This window comes from Edaphobacillus lindanitolerans (assembly GCF_900156305.1).
In the GTDB taxonomy this organism is placed as follows: Bacteria; Bacillota; Bacilli; order Bacillales_A; family Planococcaceae; genus Bhargavaea; species Bhargavaea lindanitolerans.
On sequence record NZ_FTPL01000001.1, the window covers coordinates 266,376 to 288,963 of the forward strand.

22 protein-coding genes and 1 other annotated feature are annotated in these 22,588 nt (G+C 59.2%); all 22 genes read right to left on the bottom strand.

The features are described 5' to 3' along the window. Positions 1-139 precede the first annotated feature (139 nt). Positions 140-775 (bottom strand): orotate phosphoribosyltransferase, encoded by a 636-nt coding sequence (pyrE, locus tag B0B07_RS01265; protein WP_076756561.1) that lies wholly within the window; start codon positions 773-775, stop codon positions 140-142. Next, on the bottom strand, positions 772-1,485 hold the full coding sequence (gene pyrF / locus B0B07_RS01270) for an orotidine-5'-phosphate decarboxylase (protein ID WP_076756562.1): 714 nt from the start codon (positions 1,483-1,485) through the stop codon (positions 772-774). Before pyrF ends, pyrE begins: the two co-directional genes overlap by 4 nt. After that, on the bottom strand, positions 1,482-2,396 hold the full coding sequence (locus B0B07_RS01275; RefSeq protein ID WP_076756563.1) for a dihydroorotate dehydrogenase: 915 nt from the start codon (positions 2,394-2,396) through the stop codon (positions 1,482-1,484). Before B0B07_RS01275 ends, pyrF begins: the two co-directional genes overlap by 4 nt. Then, positions 2,393-3,166 (bottom strand): dihydroorotate dehydrogenase electron transfer subunit, encoded by a 774-nt coding sequence (locus tag B0B07_RS01280; protein WP_076756564.1) that lies wholly within the window; start codon positions 3,164-3,166, stop codon positions 2,393-2,395. The genes B0B07_RS01275 and B0B07_RS01280 overlap by 4 nt, the downstream gene beginning before the upstream one ends. Then, entirely contained in the window at positions 3,163-6,360 is a 3,198-nt protein-coding gene (carB, locus tag B0B07_RS01285) for a carbamoyl-phosphate synthase large subunit (RefSeq protein ID WP_076756565.1), read from the bottom strand. The genes B0B07_RS01280 and carB overlap by 4 nt, the downstream gene beginning before the upstream one ends. Then, the gene (locus B0B07_RS01290) at positions 6,353-7,459 is read right to left on the bottom strand and encodes a carbamoyl phosphate synthase small subunit (protein WP_407643851.1); all 1,107 of its coding nucleotides are present in this window, start codon (positions 7,457-7,459) and stop codon (positions 6,353-6,355) included. The genes carB and B0B07_RS01290 overlap by 8 nt, the downstream gene beginning before the upstream one ends. Beyond that, a complete protein-coding gene (locus B0B07_RS01295; RefSeq protein ID WP_076756567.1) occupies positions 7,459-8,736 on the bottom strand; it encodes a dihydroorotase in 1,278 nt (425 codons plus the stop codon). Before B0B07_RS01295 ends, B0B07_RS01290 begins: the two co-directional genes overlap by 1 nt. Position 8,737: 1 nt before the next feature. Next, positions 8,738-9,616, bottom strand: coding sequence for an aspartate carbamoyltransferase catalytic subunit (locus tag B0B07_RS01300; RefSeq protein ID WP_076756568.1), 879 nt, complete (start codon positions 9,614-9,616; stop codon positions 8,738-8,740). 143 nt (positions 9,617-9,759) lie between these two features. Further along, positions 9,760-11,046 carry a uracil-xanthine permease family protein gene (locus tag B0B07_RS01305; protein WP_076756569.1) on the bottom strand — a complete coding sequence of 429 codons (1,287 nt, stop codon included), beginning with the start codon at positions 11,044-11,046 and terminating at the stop codon, positions 9,760-9,762. 39 nt (positions 11,047-11,085) lie between these two features. Further along, the gene (pyrR, locus tag B0B07_RS01310) at positions 11,086-11,625 is read right to left on the bottom strand and encodes a bifunctional pyr operon transcriptional regulator/uracil phosphoribosyltransferase PyrR (protein ID WP_076756570.1); all 540 of its coding nucleotides are present in this window, start codon (positions 11,623-11,625) and stop codon (positions 11,086-11,088) included. Between the two features lie 201 nt (positions 11,626-11,826). Next, complete coding sequence (locus tag B0B07_RS01315) at positions 11,827-12,741, bottom strand: RluA family pseudouridine synthase (protein WP_407643852.1); 915 nt, start codon at positions 12,739-12,741, stop codon at positions 11,827-11,829. Beyond that, a complete protein-coding gene (gene lspA, locus B0B07_RS01320; RefSeq protein ID WP_407643853.1) occupies positions 12,738-13,226 on the bottom strand; it encodes a signal peptidase II in 489 nt (162 codons plus the stop codon). Before lspA ends, B0B07_RS01315 begins: the two co-directional genes overlap by 4 nt. Before the next feature lie 335 nt (positions 13,227-13,561). After that, complete coding sequence (gene ileS, locus B0B07_RS01325) at positions 13,562-16,324, bottom strand: isoleucine--tRNA ligase (RefSeq protein ID WP_076756572.1); 2,763 nt, start codon at positions 16,322-16,324, stop codon at positions 13,562-13,564. 73 nt (positions 16,325-16,397) lie between these two features. Next, positions 16,398-16,619 (bottom strand) — a binding site (T-box leader). Positions 16,620-16,686: 67 nt separating this feature from the next. Next, positions 16,687-17,199, bottom strand: a complete 513-nt coding sequence (locus B0B07_RS01330; RefSeq protein ID WP_076756573.1) for a DivIVA domain-containing protein — start codon at positions 17,197-17,199, stop codon at positions 16,687-16,689. Positions 17,200-17,298: 99 nt separating this feature from the next. After that, positions 17,299-18,078 carry a YlmH family RNA-binding protein gene (locus tag B0B07_RS01335; RefSeq protein WP_076756574.1) on the bottom strand — a complete coding sequence of 260 codons (780 nt, stop codon included), beginning with the start codon at positions 18,076-18,078 and terminating at the stop codon, positions 17,299-17,301. A 106-nt stretch (positions 18,079-18,184) separates the two neighbouring features. Next, positions 18,185-18,442, bottom strand: a complete 258-nt coding sequence (locus B0B07_RS01340; protein ID WP_076756575.1) for a YggT family protein — start codon at positions 18,440-18,442, stop codon at positions 18,185-18,187. Positions 18,443-18,461: 19 nt separating this feature from the next. Further along, positions 18,462-18,965, bottom strand: a complete 504-nt coding sequence (locus tag B0B07_RS01345; RefSeq protein WP_076756576.1) for a cell division protein SepF — start codon at positions 18,963-18,965, stop codon at positions 18,462-18,464. Then, on the bottom strand, positions 18,962-19,654 hold the full coding sequence (locus B0B07_RS01350) for a YggS family pyridoxal phosphate-dependent enzyme (protein ID WP_076756577.1): 693 nt from the start codon (positions 19,652-19,654) through the stop codon (positions 18,962-18,964). The genes B0B07_RS01345 and B0B07_RS01350 overlap by 4 nt, the downstream gene beginning before the upstream one ends. A gap of 71 nt (positions 19,655-19,725) precedes the next feature. Beyond that, on the bottom strand, positions 19,726-19,968 hold the full coding sequence (locus tag B0B07_RS01355; RefSeq protein ID WP_076756578.1) for a PRC-barrel domain-containing protein: 243 nt from the start codon (positions 19,966-19,968) through the stop codon (positions 19,726-19,728). A gap of 105 nt (positions 19,969-20,073) precedes the next feature. After that, entirely contained in the window at positions 20,074-20,871 is a 798-nt protein-coding gene (gene sigG, locus B0B07_RS01360; protein WP_076756579.1) for an RNA polymerase sporulation sigma factor SigG, read from the bottom strand. An 89-nt stretch (positions 20,872-20,960) separates the two neighbouring features. After that, positions 20,961-21,668, bottom strand: a complete 708-nt coding sequence (sigE, locus tag B0B07_RS01365) for an RNA polymerase sporulation sigma factor SigE (protein WP_076756580.1) — start codon at positions 21,666-21,668, stop codon at positions 20,961-20,963. 3 nt (positions 21,669-21,671) lie between these two features. After that, complete coding sequence (locus tag B0B07_RS01370) at positions 21,672-22,508, bottom strand: sigma-E processing peptidase SpoIIGA (RefSeq protein ID WP_076756581.1); 837 nt, start codon at positions 22,506-22,508, stop codon at positions 21,672-21,674. Between the last annotated feature and the right edge of the window lie 80 nt (positions 22,509-22,588).

The following is a 22,588-nucleotide window of genomic DNA, read 5'->3' on the forward strand; positions in this document are numbered from 1 at the left end:
GCATTGCCCCGCACCGGCACGTTGCCGAAGGCGATCAGCGCACCCGGCCTGCAAACTCGTTTGTATACAACTGTATTCGTTTAATGGATGAAAAAAGAGGCGTCCGGAGTAGGACGCCTCCCGTTGATCAGATCGCCGATCAGGATTGGAGTTCACCTTTTTTCAGTTTTCCGTGCCATTGGACGAGTCCGGGTAGATCATCCCCGGAAATCGATCCGCTTTCGGCCGCCGCCGCGGCGAGCGTTTCAAAATCGGTGAGGCTGAAGTGCGGAAGGCCGGCTTCCTTGAAGTTGGCTTCCGCCCGGTCCAGGCCGTACGTGAAGATCGACGCTACACCGAGCACGTCCGCACCCGCCTCTTTCGCTGCCGCTGCCGCGGTGAGGCTGCTGCCGCCCGTCGAGATGAGGTCCTCGATGATGACTGTTTTGGCCCCTTCGCGGATCTCCCCTTCAATCTGGTTCCCCCGGCCGTGGCCCTTTGGCTTCGACCGTATGTAGATCATCGGCAGATTGAGTTCCTCGCTCACCCATGCGGCGTGCGGAATGCCCGCAGTCGCCGTTCCGGCGACCACTTCGGCATCCGGGAACTGTTCGCGGATCTGTTCGGCGAGGCCTCTGGCGATGAGCCGCCGGACTTCCGGGTGGGACATCGTCAGCCGGTTGTCGCAATAAATCGGCGATTCGATGCCGGATGCCCATGTGAAGGGCTCATCCGGGCTGAAACGGACCGCTCCGATCGACAGGAGCGCTTCAGCAATTTCTTTTTTGTTCGTCATCGGATTGACTCCTCCCATTGCCTTTTCACTTCGTTGTACGCCTGCGCCGGGTCCGTCGCCTTCGTGATTGTGCGGCCGACGACAATATGGGTCGACCCGGCCTTCCGGGCCTCTTCCGGCGTGGCGATCCGCTTCTGGTCCTGTGTCCCGCTTCCCGCGAGCCGGATGCCCGGCGTCACTTTCAGGAAAGAGTCCCCGCAGAGGGAGCGGATGGCGGAAGCCTCATGGACCGAGCAGACGACGCCGTCCAGGCCGGATTCCTGTGCGAGGCGGGCGTACCGGAGAACAGACTCCTCAAGCGTCCCCGAAATCCCCTGCTCCTGCCGCATCTGTTCTTCCGCGGTGGACGTGAGCTGCGTGACGGCGATCAGTTCAGGTCGCTTTCTGCCTGCCGGGGTTCCGGCTTCCAGCCCTTCAAGCGCCCGCTCCATCATCTCCCGGCCGCCTGCCGCATGCACGTTCACCATGCCGACGCCGAGCCGGGCCAGTCCCTTCATCGCCTGTCCGACCGTATTCGGGATATCGTGCAGCTTCAGGTCGAGGAAGATGTCATGCCCCGCTTCCCGGATCCGTTCAATCACCGACGGTCCGTTCTGCAGATACAGCTCCATCCCAATTTTCACGGACAGGCTGCCCGGAATGGTCCGGAGAAAAGCCGCCGCTTCCTCCGGTGCCGGGAAGTCGAGCGCGATGATCGGTGAGTCGTTCATAGACGGTGGCTCCTTCCGGTCAGTTCCGTAATGTTTCCGATGCCGAGCTCGTCCAGGCGGGCCGGCAGTGCGTCAATCAGTTTCGGGCAGACGAAATGGTCCACGAAGTTGGCCGTGCCGACCGCAACGGCGCTGGCGCCGGCGGACATGAAATCGATCACGTCGTCGACCTCCGCGATGCCGCCCATCCCGATCACCGGGATCGAAACGGCCTTTGTCACTTCGTACACCATCCGGAGCGCAACCGGCTTCACGGCAGGGCCGGACAGTCCGCCCGTACCGTTTGCAATGACCGGCCGCCCCGTCCGCGGATCGAACCGCATGCCGACGAGCGTGTTGATGAGCGTGAGCCCGTCCGCGCCCCCTTCCTCGACCGCCCTTGCGATGGCGGTCACGTCGGTGACGTTCGGCGACAGCTTCACATAGACCGGAACGGTCGAAACGGCTTTCACCGCCTCCGTCAATTCCTTCGCGATCGCCGGATCGGTCCCGAATGTGATCCCCCCGCATTTGACATTCGGGCAGGAGATATTGAGCTCGATTGCCCGGACATTCGGAGCCTTTGAAATGCGCTCGCAAACGGCCACATAATCTTCCGTCTCGGACCCTGCCACGTTCGCGATGATCGGCACGTCGTATCGCTCAAGCCACGGAAGCTCCTCCGTGACGACTTTTTCAAGGCCGGGGTTCTGCAGCCCGATCGCGTTCAGCATCCCCGAAGGCGTTTCCGCGACACGCGGCGTCGGATTGCCGTAGCGCGCCTCGAGTGTCGTCGCCTTCACCATGATCGCGCCGAGCAGCGACAGATCGTAAAGCTGCGCATATTCCTTGCCGAATCCGAAACAGCCGCTTGCGGGCATGATCGGATTTTTCAGCGTCAGTCCAGGCAGTTCCACCTGCAGTCGATTCATAGTTTCACCACCCCGTCCCGGAACACTGGTCCGTCCGAGCATACTTTCACATAGCCCTTTTCATTCGAATCCGTCCGGCATACGCAGGCAAAGCAGGCGCCGATTCCGCAGCCCATCCGCTCCTCGAAGCTCAGGTACCCTTCGGTGCCTTCCATCTCCGAGGACACTGCGGTAAGCATCGGAAGCGGGCCGCAGCTGTAATACACATCGAATTCCCCCGGAAGTGACCGGATCACGTCGGTCACGAATCCCTTCGTGCCGGCAGAACCGTCGACGGTCGCCAGATGGGTCTCTCCGAGCTCGCCGAATTGTTCTTCATAGAATGCGACATCCGCCGACTGGAAGCCGAGCACGTGGACCGGCTCGACCCCCGCCGCCTTCAGCTTCTCCGACAGCCCGTAGAGAGGCGGCACGCCGATCCCGCCGCCGACGATGAGGGCACGGGATCCCGCCTTTGCCGCTTCGGCCGGGAAGCCGTTCCCGAGCGGGCCGAGCACATCGACCGTCTCGCCTGCCGATTTCCGGGAGAGGAGGGCGGTGCCCTTGCCTTCCGCCCTGTAGATGAGCGTCATCGTCCCAGCTTCCTCGTCAACCGACGAGATGCTGACCGGCCGCCGGAGCAGCGGGTCAAAGCCGTCCGAAGTGCGGATGTGGACGAAACGCCCGGGCTTGCCGATTTCTGAGACGAGCCCGCCTTTCAGGGTGAGTTCAAAAATGTTCCGGGCAATCTCCGCCTGCGCAACGACCGCCATGCATTCGTTGCGGATCATGCGAGGACCTCTCCGGACGGCATCGCGTCGGCGGAGAAAGTCATCGACTCGAGGACGCGGAGGACCGCTTTCGCCGTATCGAGGGAAGTCATGCACGGAATCCCGTTTTCCACGGTCTCCCGGCGGATGCGGAATCCATCCCGTTCCGGCTGCTTGCCTTTCGTGAGCGTGTTGATGACGAACTGCGCTTCGCCGTTCTGGATGACGTCGATGAGCGTTTTTCCTTCACCGCCGATTTTGCCGACTGTCCTGACCGGCAGTCCGGCTTCGCTCAGCGCTTCTGCCGTGCCTGCGGTCGCGAGAAGCTGGTAGCCGATGTCCGCGAAGCGCGCAGCGATCTCCGCCGCTTCTTCCTTGTCTTTGTCGGCAACCGTCAGGAGCACGGTTCCATGGTTGCGGACTTCCATTCCTGAAGCGACGAGCCCTTTATATAGTGCCTTTTCCAGCGTCGTATCCTTGCCCATGACTTCGCCGGTCGATTTCATTTCAGGTCCGAGCGTGATGTCGACGCGGGCGAGCTTCGCGAAGCTGAACACCGGAACTTTCACATAGACGCCGCTGCCCGCTTCCACGAGGCCGGTCGGGTAGCCCTGGGCCGTAATCGGCTGGCCGAGGATCGCCTTTGTCGCGATGTTTGCCATCGGAAGGCCCGTGATCTTCGAAAGGAACGGAACCGTCCGGCTCGAGCGCGGGTTCACTTCGATGACGTACACTTTGCCGTCGGCGATCACGTACTGGATGTTCAGGAGGCCGACGATGTTGAGGCCCCTTGCGAGCCGTTCCGTATAGTCTGTGAGCGTACGGATGTGCTCCGCTGACAGGCTCTGAGGCGGATAAACCGCAATCGAGTCGCCGGAGTGCACGCCTGCCCGCTCGATGTGTTCCATGATTCCCGGGATGAGCACGTTCTCACCGTCGCAGATCGCGTCCACTTCGATTTCTTTGCCCGTCAGGTAGCGGTCGATGAGGACCGGATGTTCCGGACTTGCCTCGACGGCATGTTCCATGTAGTGGAGCAGCTCGGTTTCGTTATAGACGATTTCCATCGCGCGGCCGCCGAGCACATACGATGGGCGGACGAGCACCGGATAGCCGATCTCGCGGGCAATGCCGGCTGCTTCCGGGGATGAAACGGCCGTTTTGCCGAGCGGCTGCGGAATGCCGATTTCGTGCAGCGTCTGTTCGAATTTGTCCCGGTTTTCCGCACGGTCCAGGTCCTCGAGCATGGTGCCGAGGATCTTCACGCCGCGGGCCTCAAGGGCTGCCGCCAGGTTGATCGCCGTCTGTCCGCCGAACTGGACGATGACCCCCTTCGGCTGTTCCAGATCGATGATGTGCATGACGTCTTCGATCGTCAGCGGTTCGAAGTAGAGTTTATCGGAAATCGAGAAGTCCGTGGAGACCGTTTCAGGGTTGTTGTTGATGATGATCGCTTCATAGCCTGCCTGCTGGATCGCCCAGACGGAGTGGACGGTCGCATAGTCGAACTCGACCCCCTGGCCGATCCGGATCGGGCCGGATCCGAGGACGATGACACTTTCCTTGTCCGACTTGGCGGATTCATTCTCTTCCTCGTACGTGCCGTAGAAGTAAGGCGTCTCGGATTCAAACTCCCCTGCGCAAGTATCGACCATTTTATAGACCGGGATGAGGCCTTGTTCAGTGCGCCATTCGTATACGGACCGCTCGTCGGTGTTCCACAGTTCCGCGATCGTGCGGTCTGCGAAGCCCATCCGCTTTGCTTTGCGTGCCGCCGTGCGGTCGAACGGATTTTCGGCGAGCGTCTTCTCATAGGCGACGATTTTGGCGAGCTTGTTCAGGAAGAAGAAGTCGATCTTGCTCCAGTCATGGATCTCCTCGACGGTGACGCCGCGGCGCAGCGCTTCACCGATGAAGAAGAGCCGTTCGTCGCCGGCGCGGCGGATGCGCTTTTCGATCCAGTCCATTCCGAGCTCTTCGCTGTGCTTCAGACCGAGGTGATACAGGCCGGTCTCAAGGGAACGGACGGCCTTCAGCATCGCTTCCTCGAATGTGCGTCCCATCGACATGACTTCGCCCGTCGCCTTCATCTGGGTGCCGAGGTTCCGTTTCGCGCTTTCAAACTTGTCGAACGGCCAGCGCGGGATCTTCGCGACGATGTAGTCGATCGTCGGCTCGAAGCAGGCGTAGGTTTTGCCTGTGACCGGATTCAGCATCTCGTCGAGTGTCAGGCCGACTGCGATCTTCGACGCGAGCTTCGCGATCGGATAGCCGGTCGCCTTCGAGGCGAGTGCGGAGGAGCGGCTGACGCGCGGATTCACTTCGATGGCATAGTAGTTGAAGCTGTCCGGGTCAAGGGCGAGCTGGACGTTGCAGCCGCCTTCGATCCCGAGTGCCCGGATGATGTTGAGCGAGACGTTGCGGAGCATCTGGACTTCACGGTCGCTCAGTGTCTGTACGGGCGCCACGACGATCGAATCGCCGGTGTGGATGCCGACCGGGTCGACGTTTTCCATGCTGCAGACGACGATCGCGTTGTCCGCGGAATCCCGCATCACTTCAAATTCAATCTCCTTGTAGCCGGCGATCGACTTTTCGAGGAGGCATTGTGTGACCGGGCTGTATTTCAGGCCGCTCGCGACAATGTCCTCGAGTTCCTGTTCATCGTGGCAGATGCCGCCGCCCGTTCCTCCGAGCGTGAATGCCGGCCGAACGATGACCGGATAGCCGATTACATCGACGAATGCCTTTGCTTCTTCAAGGTTGTGGATGATTTCACTTTCGGGCACCGGCACGTTCAGTTCATTCATGAGGGAGCGGAACAGTTCCCGGTCCTCCGCCTTGTTGATCGCGTCCAGCTTCGTGCCGAGCACTTCGATTCCGAGTTCGTCGAGGATGCCGGAGTTGTGCAGCTCGATCGCCATGTTGAGGCCGGTCTGTCCGCCGAGCGTCGGCAGGATGGCATCCGGACGCTCCTTCCGGATGATGCGGGAGACGAAATCGAGCGAGATCGGCTCGATGTACACCTTGTCTGCGATCTCCGTGTCGGTCATGATCGTGGCAGGGTTCGAGTTGATGAGGATGACCCGGTACCCTTCTTCTTTCAGCGAGAGGCAGGCCTGTGTCCCTGCGTAGTCGAATTCTGCGGCCTGGCCGATGACGATCGGACCCGAGCCGATGACGAGGATGGATTTGATATCTGTGCGTTTAGGCATTGGCGTGCTGCTCCTTTCCGTTTTGGCGCTCCATGAGGTCGATGAACCGGTCGAACAGGTGGTTTGAGTCTTCCGGTCCCGGTGATGCTTCCGGATTGAACTGGACGGAGAATGCCGGATATCCGGTATGCCGGAGGCCTTCGACCGTCCCGTCATTGAGCGCGGTATGGGTCACTTCAAGACCCGTTCCGCCGAGAGAGTCCCGTTCGACTGCAAACTGGTGGTTCTGTGCGGTGATTTCCGTCCGCCCCGTGGAAAGATCCTTCACCGGATGGTTGCCGCCATGGTGTCCGAACTTCATTTTGTAGGTCGTTCCCCCGCACGCGATGGCGAGGAGCTGATGGCCGAGGTTGATCCCGAATACCGGGACGCGGCCGAGGATGTCCCGGATGAATGCCGGTGCCGCCTCGACGTCTTCCGGATTGCCGGGTCCGTTGGAAAGGAGGATGCCGTCCGGATGCCACGCAAGCACATCTGCGGCAGTTGTGTCATGCGGGACGACGAGCACGTCGCAGCCGCGGTTGTTCAGTTCGCGCAGGATGCCGTGCTTCATGCCATAGTCGACGACCGCCACGCGCTTGCCGCGCCCCGGGCTCGGATACGGGCGCTTCGTCGAGACCGCCTCCACCTGATTGGCCGCGAAATCCGTTGCCGCCAGGACAGTGAGCGTTGTCGGCACGTCGAGTTCGGCGCCGGCCTCCGTCAGCATCCCTTTCATCGTTCCTTTATCCCGGATGATGCGGGTCAGCTTGCGCGTGTCAATTTCGGAAATGCCGGGGATGTTGCGGTCCTTCATATAGGAAGCAAGGTCCTGGTCACAGCGGAAATTCGACGGCTGGTCACTGATCTCGCGGACCGCGAGCCCTCCGAGGTGGAAATCGACCGACTCGGAATCATCCCGGTTCACTCCGTAGTTTCCGATCATCGGATAGGTCATGACCGCGATCACCCCGATGTTCGACGGGTTTGTCAGGGCCTCCTGGTAGCCGCTCATCCCGGTGGAGAATGCCACTTCACCGACCATGCCGCGTTCGGCGCCGAACGCCTCGCCTTCAAACACCGTGCCGTCCTCAAGGATCAGATATCGTTTCTCTGTCATCATTGTTCCTCCTGCCATACGATTTTTCCGCCGAATACGGTCATGACCGGCCAGCCTTTGCAGGCCTTGCCGCCGAACGGCGTATTTTTCCCTTTTGAAGCGAACTGTTCAGGCCGGATGTCCCGTTCAGTCTCGAGGTCGACCAGCACGAGATCCGCCGGCTTTCCTTCTTTGATCTCCCCGAATTCGAATCCGAAGACGCCGGCCGGTTTTGCCGTCAGCCAGTCCGTCAGCTGCTTGAGCGTCCATTTCCCGGTTTCCACGAATTCCGTGAAGAGGAGCGGGAACGCCGTTTCAAGGCCGGTGATCCCGAACGGGGCCTTCTGCATGCCCGCCGCCTTTTCATCGGCTGCATGCGGGGCGTGGTCCGTCGCGATGACGTCGATCGTGCCGTCGAGAAGCCCTTCGTGCAAAGCCTCGAGGTCTTCCTTCGACCGGAGCGGCGGGTTCATCTTCCAGTTGGCATCATCCCCCGGAATGTCGTCTTCCGTCAGGATGAGATGGTGCGGGGTGACTTCTGCGGTTACCCGGATTCCGGCGCGCTTTGCGTCGCGGATCACACGGACAGATTCTTTCGTGCTGACATGGCAGACATGATAGTGGGCGCCTGCCGCCTCGGCGAGCAGCACATCGCGGGCGATATGGACCGATTCGGCGATCGACGGGATGCCCGGTATTCCAAGCTCTTTGCTGCGTTTCCCTTCATGCATCGCGCCGCCGTAGATGAGCGTGTTGTCTTCGCAGTGGGCGACGACCGGCATGTCCAGTTCCGCTGCATCGCGCATCGCTTCATACATCATCCCGGCCTGCTGCACGCCGACGCCGTCGTCCGTGAACGCGAAGGCGCCGTGTTCTTTCAGTTCCTTCATATCCGTCCGTTCCTTGCCGGCTTCGCGGACGGTGATCGAAGCGTAGGGGAGGACCCGGATGAGCGCTTTTTCTTCGATGAGCCGGTTGACCTTGTCGAGGTTTTCTGCCGTGTCCGGCACCGGCCGGGTGTTCGGCATGGCGCAGACCGTCGTGAACCCGCCCTTGGCCGCAGCCAGCGTGCCCGTCTCGATCGTTTCTTTGTGCTCGCCGCCGGGTTCGCGGAGATGGATGTGCACGTCAATGAATCCCGGTGCGGCAAAGCGGCCTCCGCCGTCCGTCACCTCGTGGCCTTCCGGGCTGATGCCGGTGCCGATCTCACTGAAGCGGCCGTTCTCGATCAGGATGTCCTTGTCCGTCAGTTCCCCGTTTTCATCCAGCATGCGTACTCTGCGAATCAGTGTGCCCATCTTAATCTCTCCCTTTCAGTATCGATTCCAAGACTGCCATTCTGATATAGACGCCATTTTCCACTTGTCTGAAGATCCTGGATCTCGGGTCTTCAACGAGCGAATCCGCTATCTCCACCCCGCGGTTCACCGGTGCCGGGTGCATGATGACCGCGCCCTTTTTCATCCGGGCGGCGCGTTCTTCCGTCAGTCCGTACCGTTCGTGGTACGCTTCATGCGAGAAGTCCGCTCCGCCTCCATGGCGCTCATGCTGGACGCGGAGCAGCATGATGACATCACTGTCGCCAAGGACGTCTTCCCAGTCATCCGCCGCGTCAAAGTCGCCGCGCCATTCGGCCGGGCACAGATAGCGGACATCCGCTCCGAACAGTTCCAGTGCGTCCCGGTCGGATTTGGCGACGCGGCTGTGGGCCACGTCTCCGGCAATCGTGACTTTCAGCCCTTCGAGCGCCCCGAATTCCTCCTGCATCGTGAACAGGTCGAGCAGCGACTGGGTCGGATGCTGGCCGGATCCGTCGCCGCCGTTTATGAGCGACACGGACGTCCGTCCGGCCAGCCCGTCGTAGTACCGGTCATCCGGATGGCGGATGACCAGCGCGTCCAGGCCGATCGCTTCCAATGTCTTCACCGTGTCGTAAAGCGTCTCGCCCTTGAGCGAGCTCGAGAACCCGGCTTCGAACGGGAGCGTGGACAGTCCGAGCTTCCGTTCCGCCATTTCAAAGCTCGTCTTCGTCCTCGTGCTCGGCTCAAAGAACAGGTTGCTGACGGTGTAGCCGCGGTTGAGCGCGGGGGGCGCACCGGCCTTCAGTTCACCGGCCCGCTTCAGCAGGCCGGATATGTCCGGCTTGCTCAGCTGTTTCATCGATAGCAGATGGTCCATGGTGTCCGTCCTCCCTTTTATGTATAAGAAAAGAGCCTTTCCGGGCATGGAAAGGCTCCGTTCAGGGATTGCAGGCAGAGATCGCCCGCTTCCGCTGACAGAACGCCTTTCCGCATCTCCCGGATGCAGTTAAAAGGCATTGATTATTCGGTGTCTCCTGCTTCCTTTCCCGTCGGCTTGCCGGGCAGGACCTGGTTGAGCAGTACGCCGAGGATGGCTGCAAGCGCCATGCCCTCGATTTTGAACGTTTCGCTGATCTGGATCGCCGCGCCGCCGATTCCGGTCACCAGGATGACCGAAGCGATGACGAGGTTGCGCTGGTTGTCGAAGTCGATTCCGTGTTCCACGAGCATCCGGAGACCGGACGAAGCGATGATCCCGAACAGGAGGATCGAGATTCCGCCGAGCACCGCCTGCGGGATCGTGGCGATGAGGGCCATCAGCTTCCCGAGGAAGGAGAACAGGATAGCGAATATGGCTGCCCCGAAGATGACATGGATGCTGAACACCCGGGTAAGGGCGAGCACGCCGATGTTTTCCCCGTAGGTGGTTTTCGGAGGGCCGCCGACGAGCCCGCTGATGAGCGTCCCGAGCCCGTCGCCCAGGAGCGAGCGGTTGAGGCCCGGTTCCTTGATGAAGTTCCGGTCGACGATCCGTCCGAGGACGAGCTGGTGTCCGATATGCTCGGAGATGGTCACGATGGCGATCGGCACCATGACCAGCAGCATCGTCGGTGTGATGTGGAAACTGTAGTCAACGCCCGGAAGCAGGAACTCCGGCACCTGGAACCAGGCAGCCTCCCGGACCGGCGAGAAGTCGATGATGCCGATCGCCGCCGAGTAGATGTAGCCGGCGACGATTCCGATCAGCACGGGCATGAGGCTGATGATCCCGCGGAAGAAGATGATGCAGATCACCGCGGTCGCCAAGGTGACCAGAGCGGCAGAAAAGTGAAGGAAGCTGTAGGTGTTCGTCCCGTCGACATCGATCGTGCTCGCCATCTGGACGGCCGTCGGCGCAAGTGCCAGTCCGATCACCATGATGACCGGCCCGACGACGACCGGCGGCAGGATTTTCATGATCCACTTGTATCCGGTCTTCCAGATGACCAGGGAGACGATCGCATAAACGAGCGCGACGAACAGGCTGCCGATCATGGCGCTGCCGATTCCGCCCGCCTTTGTCGCCACCTGGATCGGAATGATGAAGGCGAACGACGACCCGAGATAGGCGGGTACTTTGAACTGGGTCACGAGGATGAAGACGATGGTGGCGATTCCGCTCGTGAGGAGCGCGATCGCCGGGCTCAGCCCGACAAGCTGCGGCACGAGGATGGTGGAGCCGAACATTGCAAACATATGCTGGAGGCTGAGTGTCAGCCATTTGCCGTTTGACGGCCGATCGTTGATATCGAGTACTGCTTTTGCCATATGGTCCGGTCCCCCGTCTTTCTGTATATTTCGATTGGGTCAGAGTTTTTCGATCGAGACGCTGTCCGTGCCGTCTGTTTCGGCAAGTTCGACGGTGATGCGCTCCTCGCTTGAGGTCGGCACATTTTTCCCGACGTAGTCCGGCCGGATCGGCAGTTCCCGGTGGCCCCTGTCGACAAGCACCGCGAGCTGGATGCTGGACGGACGCCCGATGTCCATGACGGCGTCCATCGCCGCCCTGACCGTACGGCCCGTATAGAGGACATCGTCGACCAGGATCACCTTCCGGTCCGTGACATCCTGCTTGATGTCGACCTGCTGCACGAGCGGCGCCTCCATCTCCGGCTTCCGGATATCGTCCCGGTAAAGGGTGATGTCGAGTTCGCCCATTTCGATCGGCTCTCCCTCGATCTGTTCGATTTTGTCGGCCAGCCGGCTCGCGATGTGGACGCCCCTCGTCTTGATTCCGACGAGGATGCAGCCTTCCACCCCTTTGTTCCGTTCGATGATTTCATGGGCAATCCGGGTGACCGCCCGGCTGATGGCTTTTTCATCCAGCAGATTTGTTTTTTGTCCCACACCGGTTCCTCCTTCGGAAACAAATGAAAAACCCTCCCGCCGGAAGGCAGGAGGGCATACGTGCAGAATTCGGCCCGGCTGTCCATGCGCGCGGCATGGGCAGGCGGACTACCCGTACAACCTTCCCGGCCTCTCCGGACCGAATTTAAAGGTTCGTATTTGATTGATTGGACTAACTATACACCTTTGCAGGACGGCATGTCAACGGTCGGAGCGAAGTTTTTCGAGAAGTTCCGTGAAATCCGCCGGGAGAGGCGCTTCGAACTCCATGTATTCGCCGGTTGCCGGATGCACAAACCCGAGGACGCCCGCATGGAGCACCTGTCCCCCGAACTCGATTGTGTTGCGCGGTCCGTATTTCGGATCTCCGGCCAGCGGATGTCCGATGTATTTCATATGCACGCGGATCTGGTGCGTTCTGCCGGTTTCGAGCCGGCATTCGATGAGGGTGAAGTCACCGAACCGCTCGGTCACGGTGAAATGGGTCACGGCCGATTTCCCGCCGTCGATGACCGTCATCTTCTGCCGGTCCTTCGGATCGCGTCCGATCGGCGCATCGATCGTGCCTTTGTCATGGTCGATGTTGCCGTGGACGAGTGCGGTGTACTTGCGCGTCACGGATTTTTCCGCGAGCTGGGCCGCAAGCGACACATGCGCCCGGTCGTTCTTCGCAACCCCGAGGAGACCGGTCGTGTCCTTGTCGATCCGGTGGACGATCCCCGGACGCAGCACACCGTTGATGCCCGACAGGTCGGTGCAGTGGTGCATCAGCCCGTTCACGAGCGTGCCGGTGGCATGGCCCGCAGCCGGATGGACAACCATGCCCCTCGGCTTGTTGACGACGAGCACGTCACCGTCCTCCCAGACGATCTCGAGTCCCAGATCCTCCGGCACGATTTCGAGCGGCTCGGGTTCCGGCACGCCGATGGTGATCTCGTCATTTTCCTTGAGGGCATGGTTCGGCTTCACTTCCCGGCCGTTGACCTTGACGAGTCCGTCCTTGATCCAGACCTGGATCTTGGAACGGGTCCAGTCCTCCCGGATGGCAGGCAGCAGTTTGTCGAGACGCATGCGGTCCTGCTCCGCCGTTACTTTAAATGAATAATTCTCCATCAAGACACCTTTTTCTTGTTCTTTTCTTTGACTTCTTCCATGAGCATGTGAAGGATCAGCATGATGACCCCGAATGTGAGGGCCGCGTCGGCCACGTTGAAGATCGGGAAGTCATAGCGGATGACCGGGATGAGCACGTCGACGAAATCGACAACCTCGCCCATGCGGATCCGGTCGATGAAGTTCCCGATCGCCCCGCCGAGCAGCAGCATGAGGCTCGTCCGGAAAGCGGCCCCTCCGTCCTTGCCGTGACGGTGGAAATAATAGAGGATGCCGGCAATGACCACAATCGTTACGATGTAAAAGAGCCACATATGGCCCTGCAGCATCCCCCAGGCCGCCCCCCGGTTCCGGTGCGACAGCAGGCCGAAATACGGATCGAGGACGCCGATCCGCTCGCCGACCTCCATATGTTTGACGACCAGCCATTTCGTCCATTGGTCCAGGACGACGACCGCCGCCGCGATGGCATAATAAATGATGTTCACAGTTTGTCCTCCGTCGGTTGGAATCTATCCCATTTTACCACACGGTGCGGCGGGGTGCAGAACGGGCGGGAAAAAAGCGGAAGAGAACGGCGGCGGCTTGGCACGGCCAGGCATCAAGCAGAAACTGCCTCCATGTCTCAAATGTCTAATCCGGCTCCATATTGCAAATCCGGATTCCATATTGCAAATCCGCAGCCCATATCTCAAATTCAGGCTTAATACCGCAAATCCGCGGCCTCAATCTCCCCCTTCTTCCCCCGCTTCCTGCCCTTGTCTGCAACCCGGTTTCCCGCCACAAGAAAAAGCCGTCCTCAGCGGACGGCTTTTCCTGAAATTTACTCGTAATGGTTGGCCACGACTTCCGCACAGCGGGCGCAGAGATCCGGGTGGGCCGGATCGTCGCCGACCGTGCCGGGGACGGACCAGCAGCGGGCGCATTTTTCGCCGTCCGCTTTTTCAACGGTGACGCGGACCGTCATGCCCGACGCATCCGCCGGCGAATGTTCGAGGTTGCCGCCGACGCTGAATTTGGAGACGATGAAGAACTGGGCGAAGTCGATGTCTTCCGCCCCAAACTGGGCCTTCAGGTCTTCAGGGACATACAGCGTGATGGCCGCTTCCAGCGACTTGCCGATCGTTTTCGCATTCCGCGCTTCTTCAAGCGCCTTCAGCACGTCATCGCGTACTTCCATGAGCCGGTCGAAGCGGTAGAGCAGTTCACGGTCTTCCTCGGATTCAAGACGGGCATCCGGCATGTCTGTGAGTTGGACGCTTTCTTCCGTCTCATGCTCCAGATATCCCCACATCTCGTCTGTCGTATGAGGAAGGATCGGAGACATGAGTTTCAGTAGCGCAAGAAGCGTGTCGTACATGACGGTCTGCATGGCGCGCCGGTGCGCATTGTCCGGTGCCTCGATGTAGACGACGTCTTTTGCGATGTCGAGGTAGAACGAGCTGAGATCGGTCGTGCAGAAGTTGTTCACGGCCGAATACACGGTCATGAACTCGTACCGGTCGTAGGCGCCCCGGACGGTGCGGATCAGGTTTTGGAGCTTGAGGTCCATGTATTGATCGACCGGACGGAGGTCTTCGTATGCGACGCGATCTTTTGCCGGGTCGAAGTCGAACAGGTTCCCGTGCAGGAAGCGCAGCGTGTTCCGGATCTTCCGGTACACTTCCGACACCTGCTTGAAGATGCTGTCCGCGACATGGACGTCCGCCGTGTAGTCGGACGAAGCAACCCAGAGGCGGAGGATGTCCGCGCCCATCTGATTCATCACCTGCGACGGCAGGATGACATTTCCGAGGGACTTGCTCATCTTGCGGCCTTCGCTGTCAAGCGTGAACCCGTGGCTCAGGATGCCTTTGTACGGCGCCCGTCCGCAGACGGCGACGCTTGTCGTGAGCGAGGAGTTGAACCAGCCCCGGTACTGGTCCGAGCCTTCCAGATACAGGTCGGCCGGATAGACGAGGTCGTCGCGTTCCACGAGAACCCCCTGGTGCGTCGAGCCGGAATCGAACCAGACGTCCATGATGTCCGTCTCTTTCGTGAACTTCCCGTTCGGGCTGCCCGGATGGGTGAACCCTTCAGGAAGCAGATCTGCCGCTTCCCGCTCGAACCAGATGTTGGAGCCGTGTTCACGGAAGAGCTTTTGGATGTGCGAGATTGTCTCATCGGTGATGACCGGCTCGCCGTTTTCCGCATAGAACACCGGAATCGGCACGCCCCATGCACGCTGGCGGGAAATGCACCAGTCGCCGCGGTCGCGGACCATGTTGAACAGGCGGGTTTCTCCCCAGGCAGGCGTGAACGATGTGTCACGGATGGCCTGCAGCAGCTCATCGCGGAACGATTCGATCGAAGCGAACCACTGGGCCGTCGCACGGAAGATGACCGGTTTTTTCGAACGCCAGTCATGCGGGTACGAGTGGGTGATGAATTCGAGCGCAAGCAGCGCGCCTTTTTCCTTCAGAGCCTCGGTGATCGGCTTGTTCGCTTCCTCGTAGAACAGGCCGTCAAAGCCGGGTGCCTCGTCTGTCATATAGCCTTTGTCGTCGACCGGACAGAGGACATCCAGGCCGTTCGCCTTCCCGACCCGGAAATCATCTTCCCCGTGTCCCGGGGCGGTATGGACGCAGCCCGTACCGGCATCAATCGTGACGTGTTCCCCGAGGATGACGAGGGAATCGCGGCCATAGAGCGGATGGGTTGCCACAATGTGCTCAAGCTCCGCGCCCTTCATTTCCTTGACCGTCGCCGCATCCGTCCAGCCGAGCTTTTCGCCGACCTGTTCCACAAGATCCTTCGCAACGACCCACTTTTTGCCGTCTGCCTCAACGACCGAATAAACGAACTCAGGGTGGACCGAAATGCCGAGGTTCGCCGGGATCGTCCAAGGCGTGGTCGTCCAGATGATGAAGTTCGTGCCGGCATCCAGCACGCCCTTGCCGTCTTTTACCGGGAAGGCCACATAAATGGACGGTGACCGTTTGTCCTTGTATTCGATTTCGGCTTCGGCGAGTGCGGATTCGCTTGACGGGGACCAATAGACCGGCTTTTTCCCCTTGTAGATATAGCCCTTTTTCGCCATGTCGCCGAAAACGCCGATCTGGCGTGCCTCGAACTCCGGCTTCAGGGTGATGTACGGGTGATCCCAGTCGCCGCGGACTCCGATGCGCTTGAACTGCGTGCGCTGCCGGTCGATCTGCTCATACGCATATTCCTCGCACAGCTTGCGGAACTCCGCCACTGACATTTCCTTGCGGTTCACGCCTTTGTTGACGAGGGCCTGCTCGATCGGCAGGCCGTGCGTATCCCAGCCGGGCACATACGGTGCATGGAAGCCCGTCATCGACCGGTGACGGACGATGATGTCTTTGAGCACTTTGTTCATGGCGTGGCCCATATGCAGATCGCCGTTTGCATACGGCGGCCCGTCATGGAGCACAAAAAACGGACGGCCCTTAGTCCTTTCCAGAACCTTCCCGTAGATGTCCATCTTCTCCCATTTTTCCTGCATGTTCGGTTCGTTCTTCGGCAGGTTTCCGCGCATCGGGAAATCTGTTTTCGGCATGAGAAGCGTGCTCTTGTAGTCCATCCTGTCTCCTCCTCTGAATATAAACGGAATGAAATAAATGAATCTTTCCCCAAAAATAAAAAGCCCCCGTCCGCAAAGGGACGGGGAGCTTTCCCGCGTTACCACCCTCATTGCGGCACACGTGATTGCGCATGCCGCCTCTCGGACACCGTAACGGGGTGCTCCGGGAATGCGTACTGATTTTCCGCATTCCGGCTACGGAGGGATGTTCATGATCGGTTTCTGCACCGGGCTCCCACCGCCCCCGGCTCGCTTTGGCTTTCACCGTCATTACTGTCTCCGTCATCGCCATTTTCCAAAAAAGTCGATTCATTCAGCTTGACGTTATTATAATGAATCCGGTCAATGCGGTCAAGGACCGGTCAATCTTCTTCGAGGTGCTCCAGCTTCTCAAGCTCGGACGTATCGATCTCATAGCCCATGAGCACATCCCAGTCATCGGTCTGGATGAGCTCAAGCTGCGCTTCGACGAGCATGCGGAACCTGTTCCGGAACACCTTCGACTGCTTTTTCAGCTCTTCGATTTCGATTGCGATCCTGCGGGCTTTCGAAAGTGCATCGTTGACAAGGCGGTCCGCGTTTTTCTCCGCCTCTTTCACGATAAGCTTCGCTTCCTTCTGGGAATTGCGACGCACTTCCTCGGCCGCTTCCTGTGCGATCAGGATCGAAGACTGAAGGGTGTTCTCGATCGTCGTGAAATGGGTCACGCGCTCCTGCTCATTTTTGAGCTGCGCCTCCAGCTGCTTGGTCCGGTCGAGTGCCGCCTCGTAGTCTTTCATCACCTGTTCGAGGAAATCATTCACTTCGTCCTCGTCATAGCCGCGGAACGAACGTCCGAATTCCTTGTTATGTATATCAAGCGGTGTAAGAGCCATTGCGTTGCATCTCCCCTTCGATAGTTCTCTGTTGTTCCCTATTATACATGGAGCGGGAGCCGGTGACACGGTTATTTCGAAAATTTCGGGGAGGGCGGTTCAGGCGAGCCGGCCGATCTCAAGGCGGACCCGGCCCTTTCTCGTCTGGCCGCCGATATCCCCGATCCGGATCCGGCCGTGCCCGCGCACCGAAAGCAGATCCGAATCCGACAGTTCGAAGGATGGGGACTCGCGCACGGCATGATTCACCTTCACCCTTCCCGAGCTGACGAGTGACGCGGACTTCTGGCGTGATACGTTGAGCACCGATGCGAGAACCGCGTCAAGCCGCAGCGAGGCGACCGTCACGGTCATCTCCTCCCACTCTTCCGTCGCGGCGAGAAGGGACGAATCGTCATTCAGCGCGGAAACTCGCACCTTCGTCTTTCCGATGGACGTGAGGTTGGCGGCCATATAATCGCGGAGCGCGGTGTCCGCAGCAAACTGGATCGTTCCGTCACCCGTCCGGATGTCGCCGAAACGGGAACGGTCGATCCCGAGGCCGGTGATGGACCCGAGCACATCCCGGTGACCGATGTCTGCAAATTTGACGGGATAGCGCACTTCCATGACGGTGATCTCAAAATCCTCGTCTGCCGCATCCAGGTACGGAGGGGCGATCAGGAGTCGGCGGCGTTCCGCATCCGGCAGGCCGCCGGACTCCGCGATCACCAGATCCCGGCCGCCGGTCACCGCCCGGACGATGAACCGCTGCCGCGGATCCAGAAATCCCGTCAGCTTCGGCGCATATCGGTCCTCGACTTCGGCTGCCCAGCCGGCCGCCGCATCGAGGAACGGCTGCTCCTCTTTCCTGAAATGCTGCTCAATCCCCTTATCCATACAACTGACCTCCCAAACCTTCCATGTTATCGGGACACCGCCGGTCCGGTGCGACCCGGATGCCCTTCACCGGGCAACCCAAGAAAAAATCCCCACGCCGTGGGGATCATCGTACCATGTAAAAGACATTCACCAGTCCGTTGGCGATCAGGTTCAGTGCGATCAGCGCAACGATCGGCGAGATATCAATCATGCCGATCGGCGGGATGAACCGGCGGAAGAAATCCAGATAAGGTTCACAGACCTTTCCGAGAAGCCGTCCGATCGATGTTTCCCGTGTGCTCGGCACCCAGGACATGAGCACATAAATGATCAGCAGGACCGAATAAATATTGATTGCTTTCAGCAACAAGCCTAGCACCATGAAGTTTCACCGCATCCCATCATTGAAATTCGTCGTAAAGGTAATCGGAGATTTCCCCCGAAAGCTCCACATTGTCCGGAACGCAGAGGAAGATGTCAGTTCCGATCCGCTGGATGTCGCCGCCGAGGGCATAGACCGTGCCGCTCAGGAAATCGATGATCCGGACGCCCTGGCCATGCTCGATCCGCTGGAGGTTGACTACAACCGTCCGGCGGTTTTTCAGATGCTCCGCCACATCCTGTGCCTCTGCGTATACACGCGGTTCGGCCAGAATCATCTTGGCGGATTTCTTGATGCTCTGCAGGCTGACAACCGTTGAGCCCGTGCCGCCCTCGGACTGGCGGCGTTCGGGAACCGGCGGTTTGCGCCGCTCTTTCTGCCGCCACTCCTGTTCAGCCACCGGCTGCTGCTTGGCTTCGACGGGCCGGACGGGGCGCCCGTTCTGTACCTGCCGGGGTTCATTGTCCATTTCTTCGTCTTCTTCCAGATAAAAGAAGTTCTTGAACTTGTCCTTGATGCTCATCGTTTCTCCCCGCTTTCGTAGCCGACAATCGCTGTGCCGATCCGGACGAAGGTCGCCCCCTCTTCCACTGCGATGCCGAAGTCATTTGACATGCCCATCGAAAGTTCCGTGCAAGGTGCATGAGGCAGGCCGAGATCGGCTATGCGGTCACGCAGTTCTCGGAGTCCCCGGAATGATTCTCTGATCTGCTGCTCGTCATCGGTGTTCGGCGCCATGGTCATAAGTCCGGCGATCCGGATTTTGTCGTTCCCGGCAAGCGCCCGGATGAACGGTTCGGTCTCCTCGGGAGCCAGTCCCGATTTTGATTGTTCCCCCGAGACGTTCACCTGGACGAAGCAGTCAAGCGGACGGACGGCCCGCTTCCGGATCTCCTCGGCCAGGCTGGCGCGGTCAAGGGAATGAAGCATGTCGATCCTGTTTACGACATCCTTCACTTTTCTGCTCTGGAGGCTGCCGATGAAATGCCAGCGAGCAGCATCACCGAGCACCGGCTGTTTTTCGTCAAGGCCTTCCTTCCGGTTCTCGCCGAGGTCGACAAGGCCCGCATCTAGGACTTCCTTCGCCCGCCCCGGACCGACAGATTTCGTGACTGCAATGACCGTGACTTCTTCGGGATTCCGGCCCGACCGTTCACAGGCCAGGCGGATGGTTTCGTTTATATGTTGGAGTCGCTCTTCCACAGTAGACAATCTGATTCCCACTTTTCTCTATGTTACTCCATTCATTGTATCAAGGCGTCCGATGTATTTCAAATGACAATTCAATCTTTTGGGGCTGCATCATCCACGAGGACGACGTCTTTGCCGATGACGAGAATCCGGCCGACCGGTATTTTCACAGGAGCTTCCCCGCTTCCGAAAAACTTGAGCTTTTCCATTCCTCCCACGTGATACAGCTCAATCGTCCCGTCTTCTGTCGAAATGGTGGCATCCACGGCGTATCCGAGCTGCCTGCCTTTGCCCGCTTCGATAAATTCCTTCTTCTGCAGGTCAGAAAACTTCATTCCCATTCCCCCTTTGCTCATCTTATGCGCTTGGACGGCAAAAAACGCAAGGAGCGGTTCCCTCGCGTTTTTCGGTCTTCATCCTGTTTTCCGGGAAGGGCGTTCTTATTTCTTCCCCGGCTCCCCCTTGCCGAGGGTCTCCCGGATCTGGCCGATCGCGTGCTTTTCCAGCCTGGAAATCTGGGCCTGCGAGATGCCGAGGTCCCTTGCGATCTCCGTCTGGGTCTCGCCGTAATAGTATCTTCTGGACAGGATTTTCTGCTGGCGCATGTCCAGCTGCTGGACAGTTTCCTTTACTGATACATAGGTGAGCCAGCGCTCTTCGCTGACGAGCGTGTCCTGCAGCTGATCCATCATGCATACCGGGTCTCCGCCGTCGTGGTGGATCGGCTCGTGCAGCGACAGCGGATCCTGGATCGCATCCAGCGCGAACAAAATATCCTCTGACGGGATCTCCGTGATTTTCGCCAGATCCTCTAGTGTCGGCTCTCGCAGGTTTTCGTGGACGAACTGCTCTTTTGCCTTCATGGCCTTATAGGCGATGTCACGGAGAGAACGGGAGACCCTCACTGCATGATGGTCGCGCAGATGGCGCCGGATCTCCCCGATGATCATCGGCACGGCATACGTCGAGAACCGGACGTTGTGCTTGAGGTCGAAGTTGTCGATGGATTTGAGGAGACCGATGCATCCGACCTGGAACAGGTCGTCCGCCTGTTCTCCCCGATAGGCAAAGCGCTGGACGATGCTCAGGACGAGCCGCAGATTTCCGATTACGAGTTCTTCTTTTGCCGACAGGTCTCCCGACTGGAGGCGGACGAACGTTTCTCTCATTAATTCATGGGACAGCAGCGGAAGCGTTGATGTGTCGATCCCGCAAATCTCCACTTTCGTGTTGGACATCTCATCATCCTCCGGACTTTTCTCTGTTTCTTTACAGTTTGTCCTTGGAGGTTTGTCCTATTCGGATGGCCGTCCGCCAATTTCACCCATCAGGTGACCGGATGGTTGAGCAGCCCTCTCAAATCGCTGATGATTTTCTTCTCAAGCCTTGAAATGTAGGATTGCGAAATGCCGAGATGGTCCGCGACTTCCTTCTGCGTCATTTCTTCTTTTCCGCCCAGCGCGAACCTGCACTCCATGATGTACCGTTCGCGGTCATCGAGTCTGGAGATCGCCTCCACGACATGCTGGCGTTCAATTTTCTTCTCCACGTCACCGGTAATAATATCTTCATCCGTGCCGAGAATATCCGATAGGAGCAGCTCGTTCCCGTCGGCATCGGAATTGAGCGGTTCGTCGAATGACACTTCGGACTTCATCCGGCTCGTCTTCCTGAGGTGCATGAGGATTTCGTTTTCGATGCAGCGCGAAGCATACGTCGCAAGCTTGATCTTTTTCTCGGGATCGAATGTTTCGATCGCCTTGATCAGGCCGATTGCCCCGATGCTGATCAGGTCTTCAATATGGGTATTCGTATTTTCGAAACGGCGGGCGATATAGACGACAAGCCGGAGATTCTTTTCGATCAGCCGGTCGCGCGCTTCCTTGTTCCCTTCCATGAATTGCCGGAGTGTCTCGGCTTCTTCTTCTTTTGTGAGCGGGACAGGAAGTGACTCGTGTCCGCCGATATAGTATGTTCCGTCTTTCTTCAAAGAATCCAGGATGACAGCAAGCCATTTTTTCAGTCCGGTCAGCATGGTCTATCCCCTTTCATTTTGTCGATTGACCGAAGTCCGGTGGAGGATCGCGTCTGCGCCGAGCGGATATTCCGCATTGCCGGCCGTGAGGACGAAATAGCCACCGATCTCCTTTCCGTCATCTGCATAGATCCACTTTTCGACTTTGAAGCCGACCGCCCATTCGGAACCGCCGATTGTCGTGATCCGGATGAGCCGGAGGCGGTGCCTCACATCTTCCGGAAACAGTCCGATATCCGGAACACTGCCCCCCTGCAATCGTTCCAGCACCAACCGGATTTCCGCGGGCAGATGATCCTTGACGGCCCGGTAGGAAATGAAATGCACCGGTTTCCCAGACAAAGGTTCCGTGCAGCCGTTTCCCGTATCGGCAAAGGCGGCGAGGCGGATCCGGGCGTCAAAAAGCTGAAGGACCGTCTCGGCCTTGAACGAAGCCGAAGCCGAATCCGCTTCGGCCCCCCTCCAGCGACGTTCCAGCATACCGAGGCCGGCGACGGCTGCCGCGCATGAGAGCATCACCGCCGCCCCCCCGCGCATTCCGAAGGCGGACGGCGAGAACACGGTCAACAGCCCGCCTGCAAACAGCGCCGCCACGATCGTTGCGGCCGCGCCTTTCCAAAGGGTGTTGCGGTTTGCGCCGAACGCGGATACCGCCATCACGGCAAATGCCGCCGCCGTGATCACGGGTTGTCCGCCGAACAAAACGACCGGCACGGCACCGGCCAGCGAGGCGAGCATGATCCTCGGCCGCCGGCAAGGACGCCTTGAGACTTTTCCTGCAAACGAAAGGAGTACATAGTTGAATGCCGAGTTGACGGCGATGGCCACTTCTCCGTACACCGCATCTCCCCCTTGTCCCAAATTTAACACGGGCCGAAAGCACGAAATGTCAAAGCCTGGCGGGCGGAATGCAAAACTTT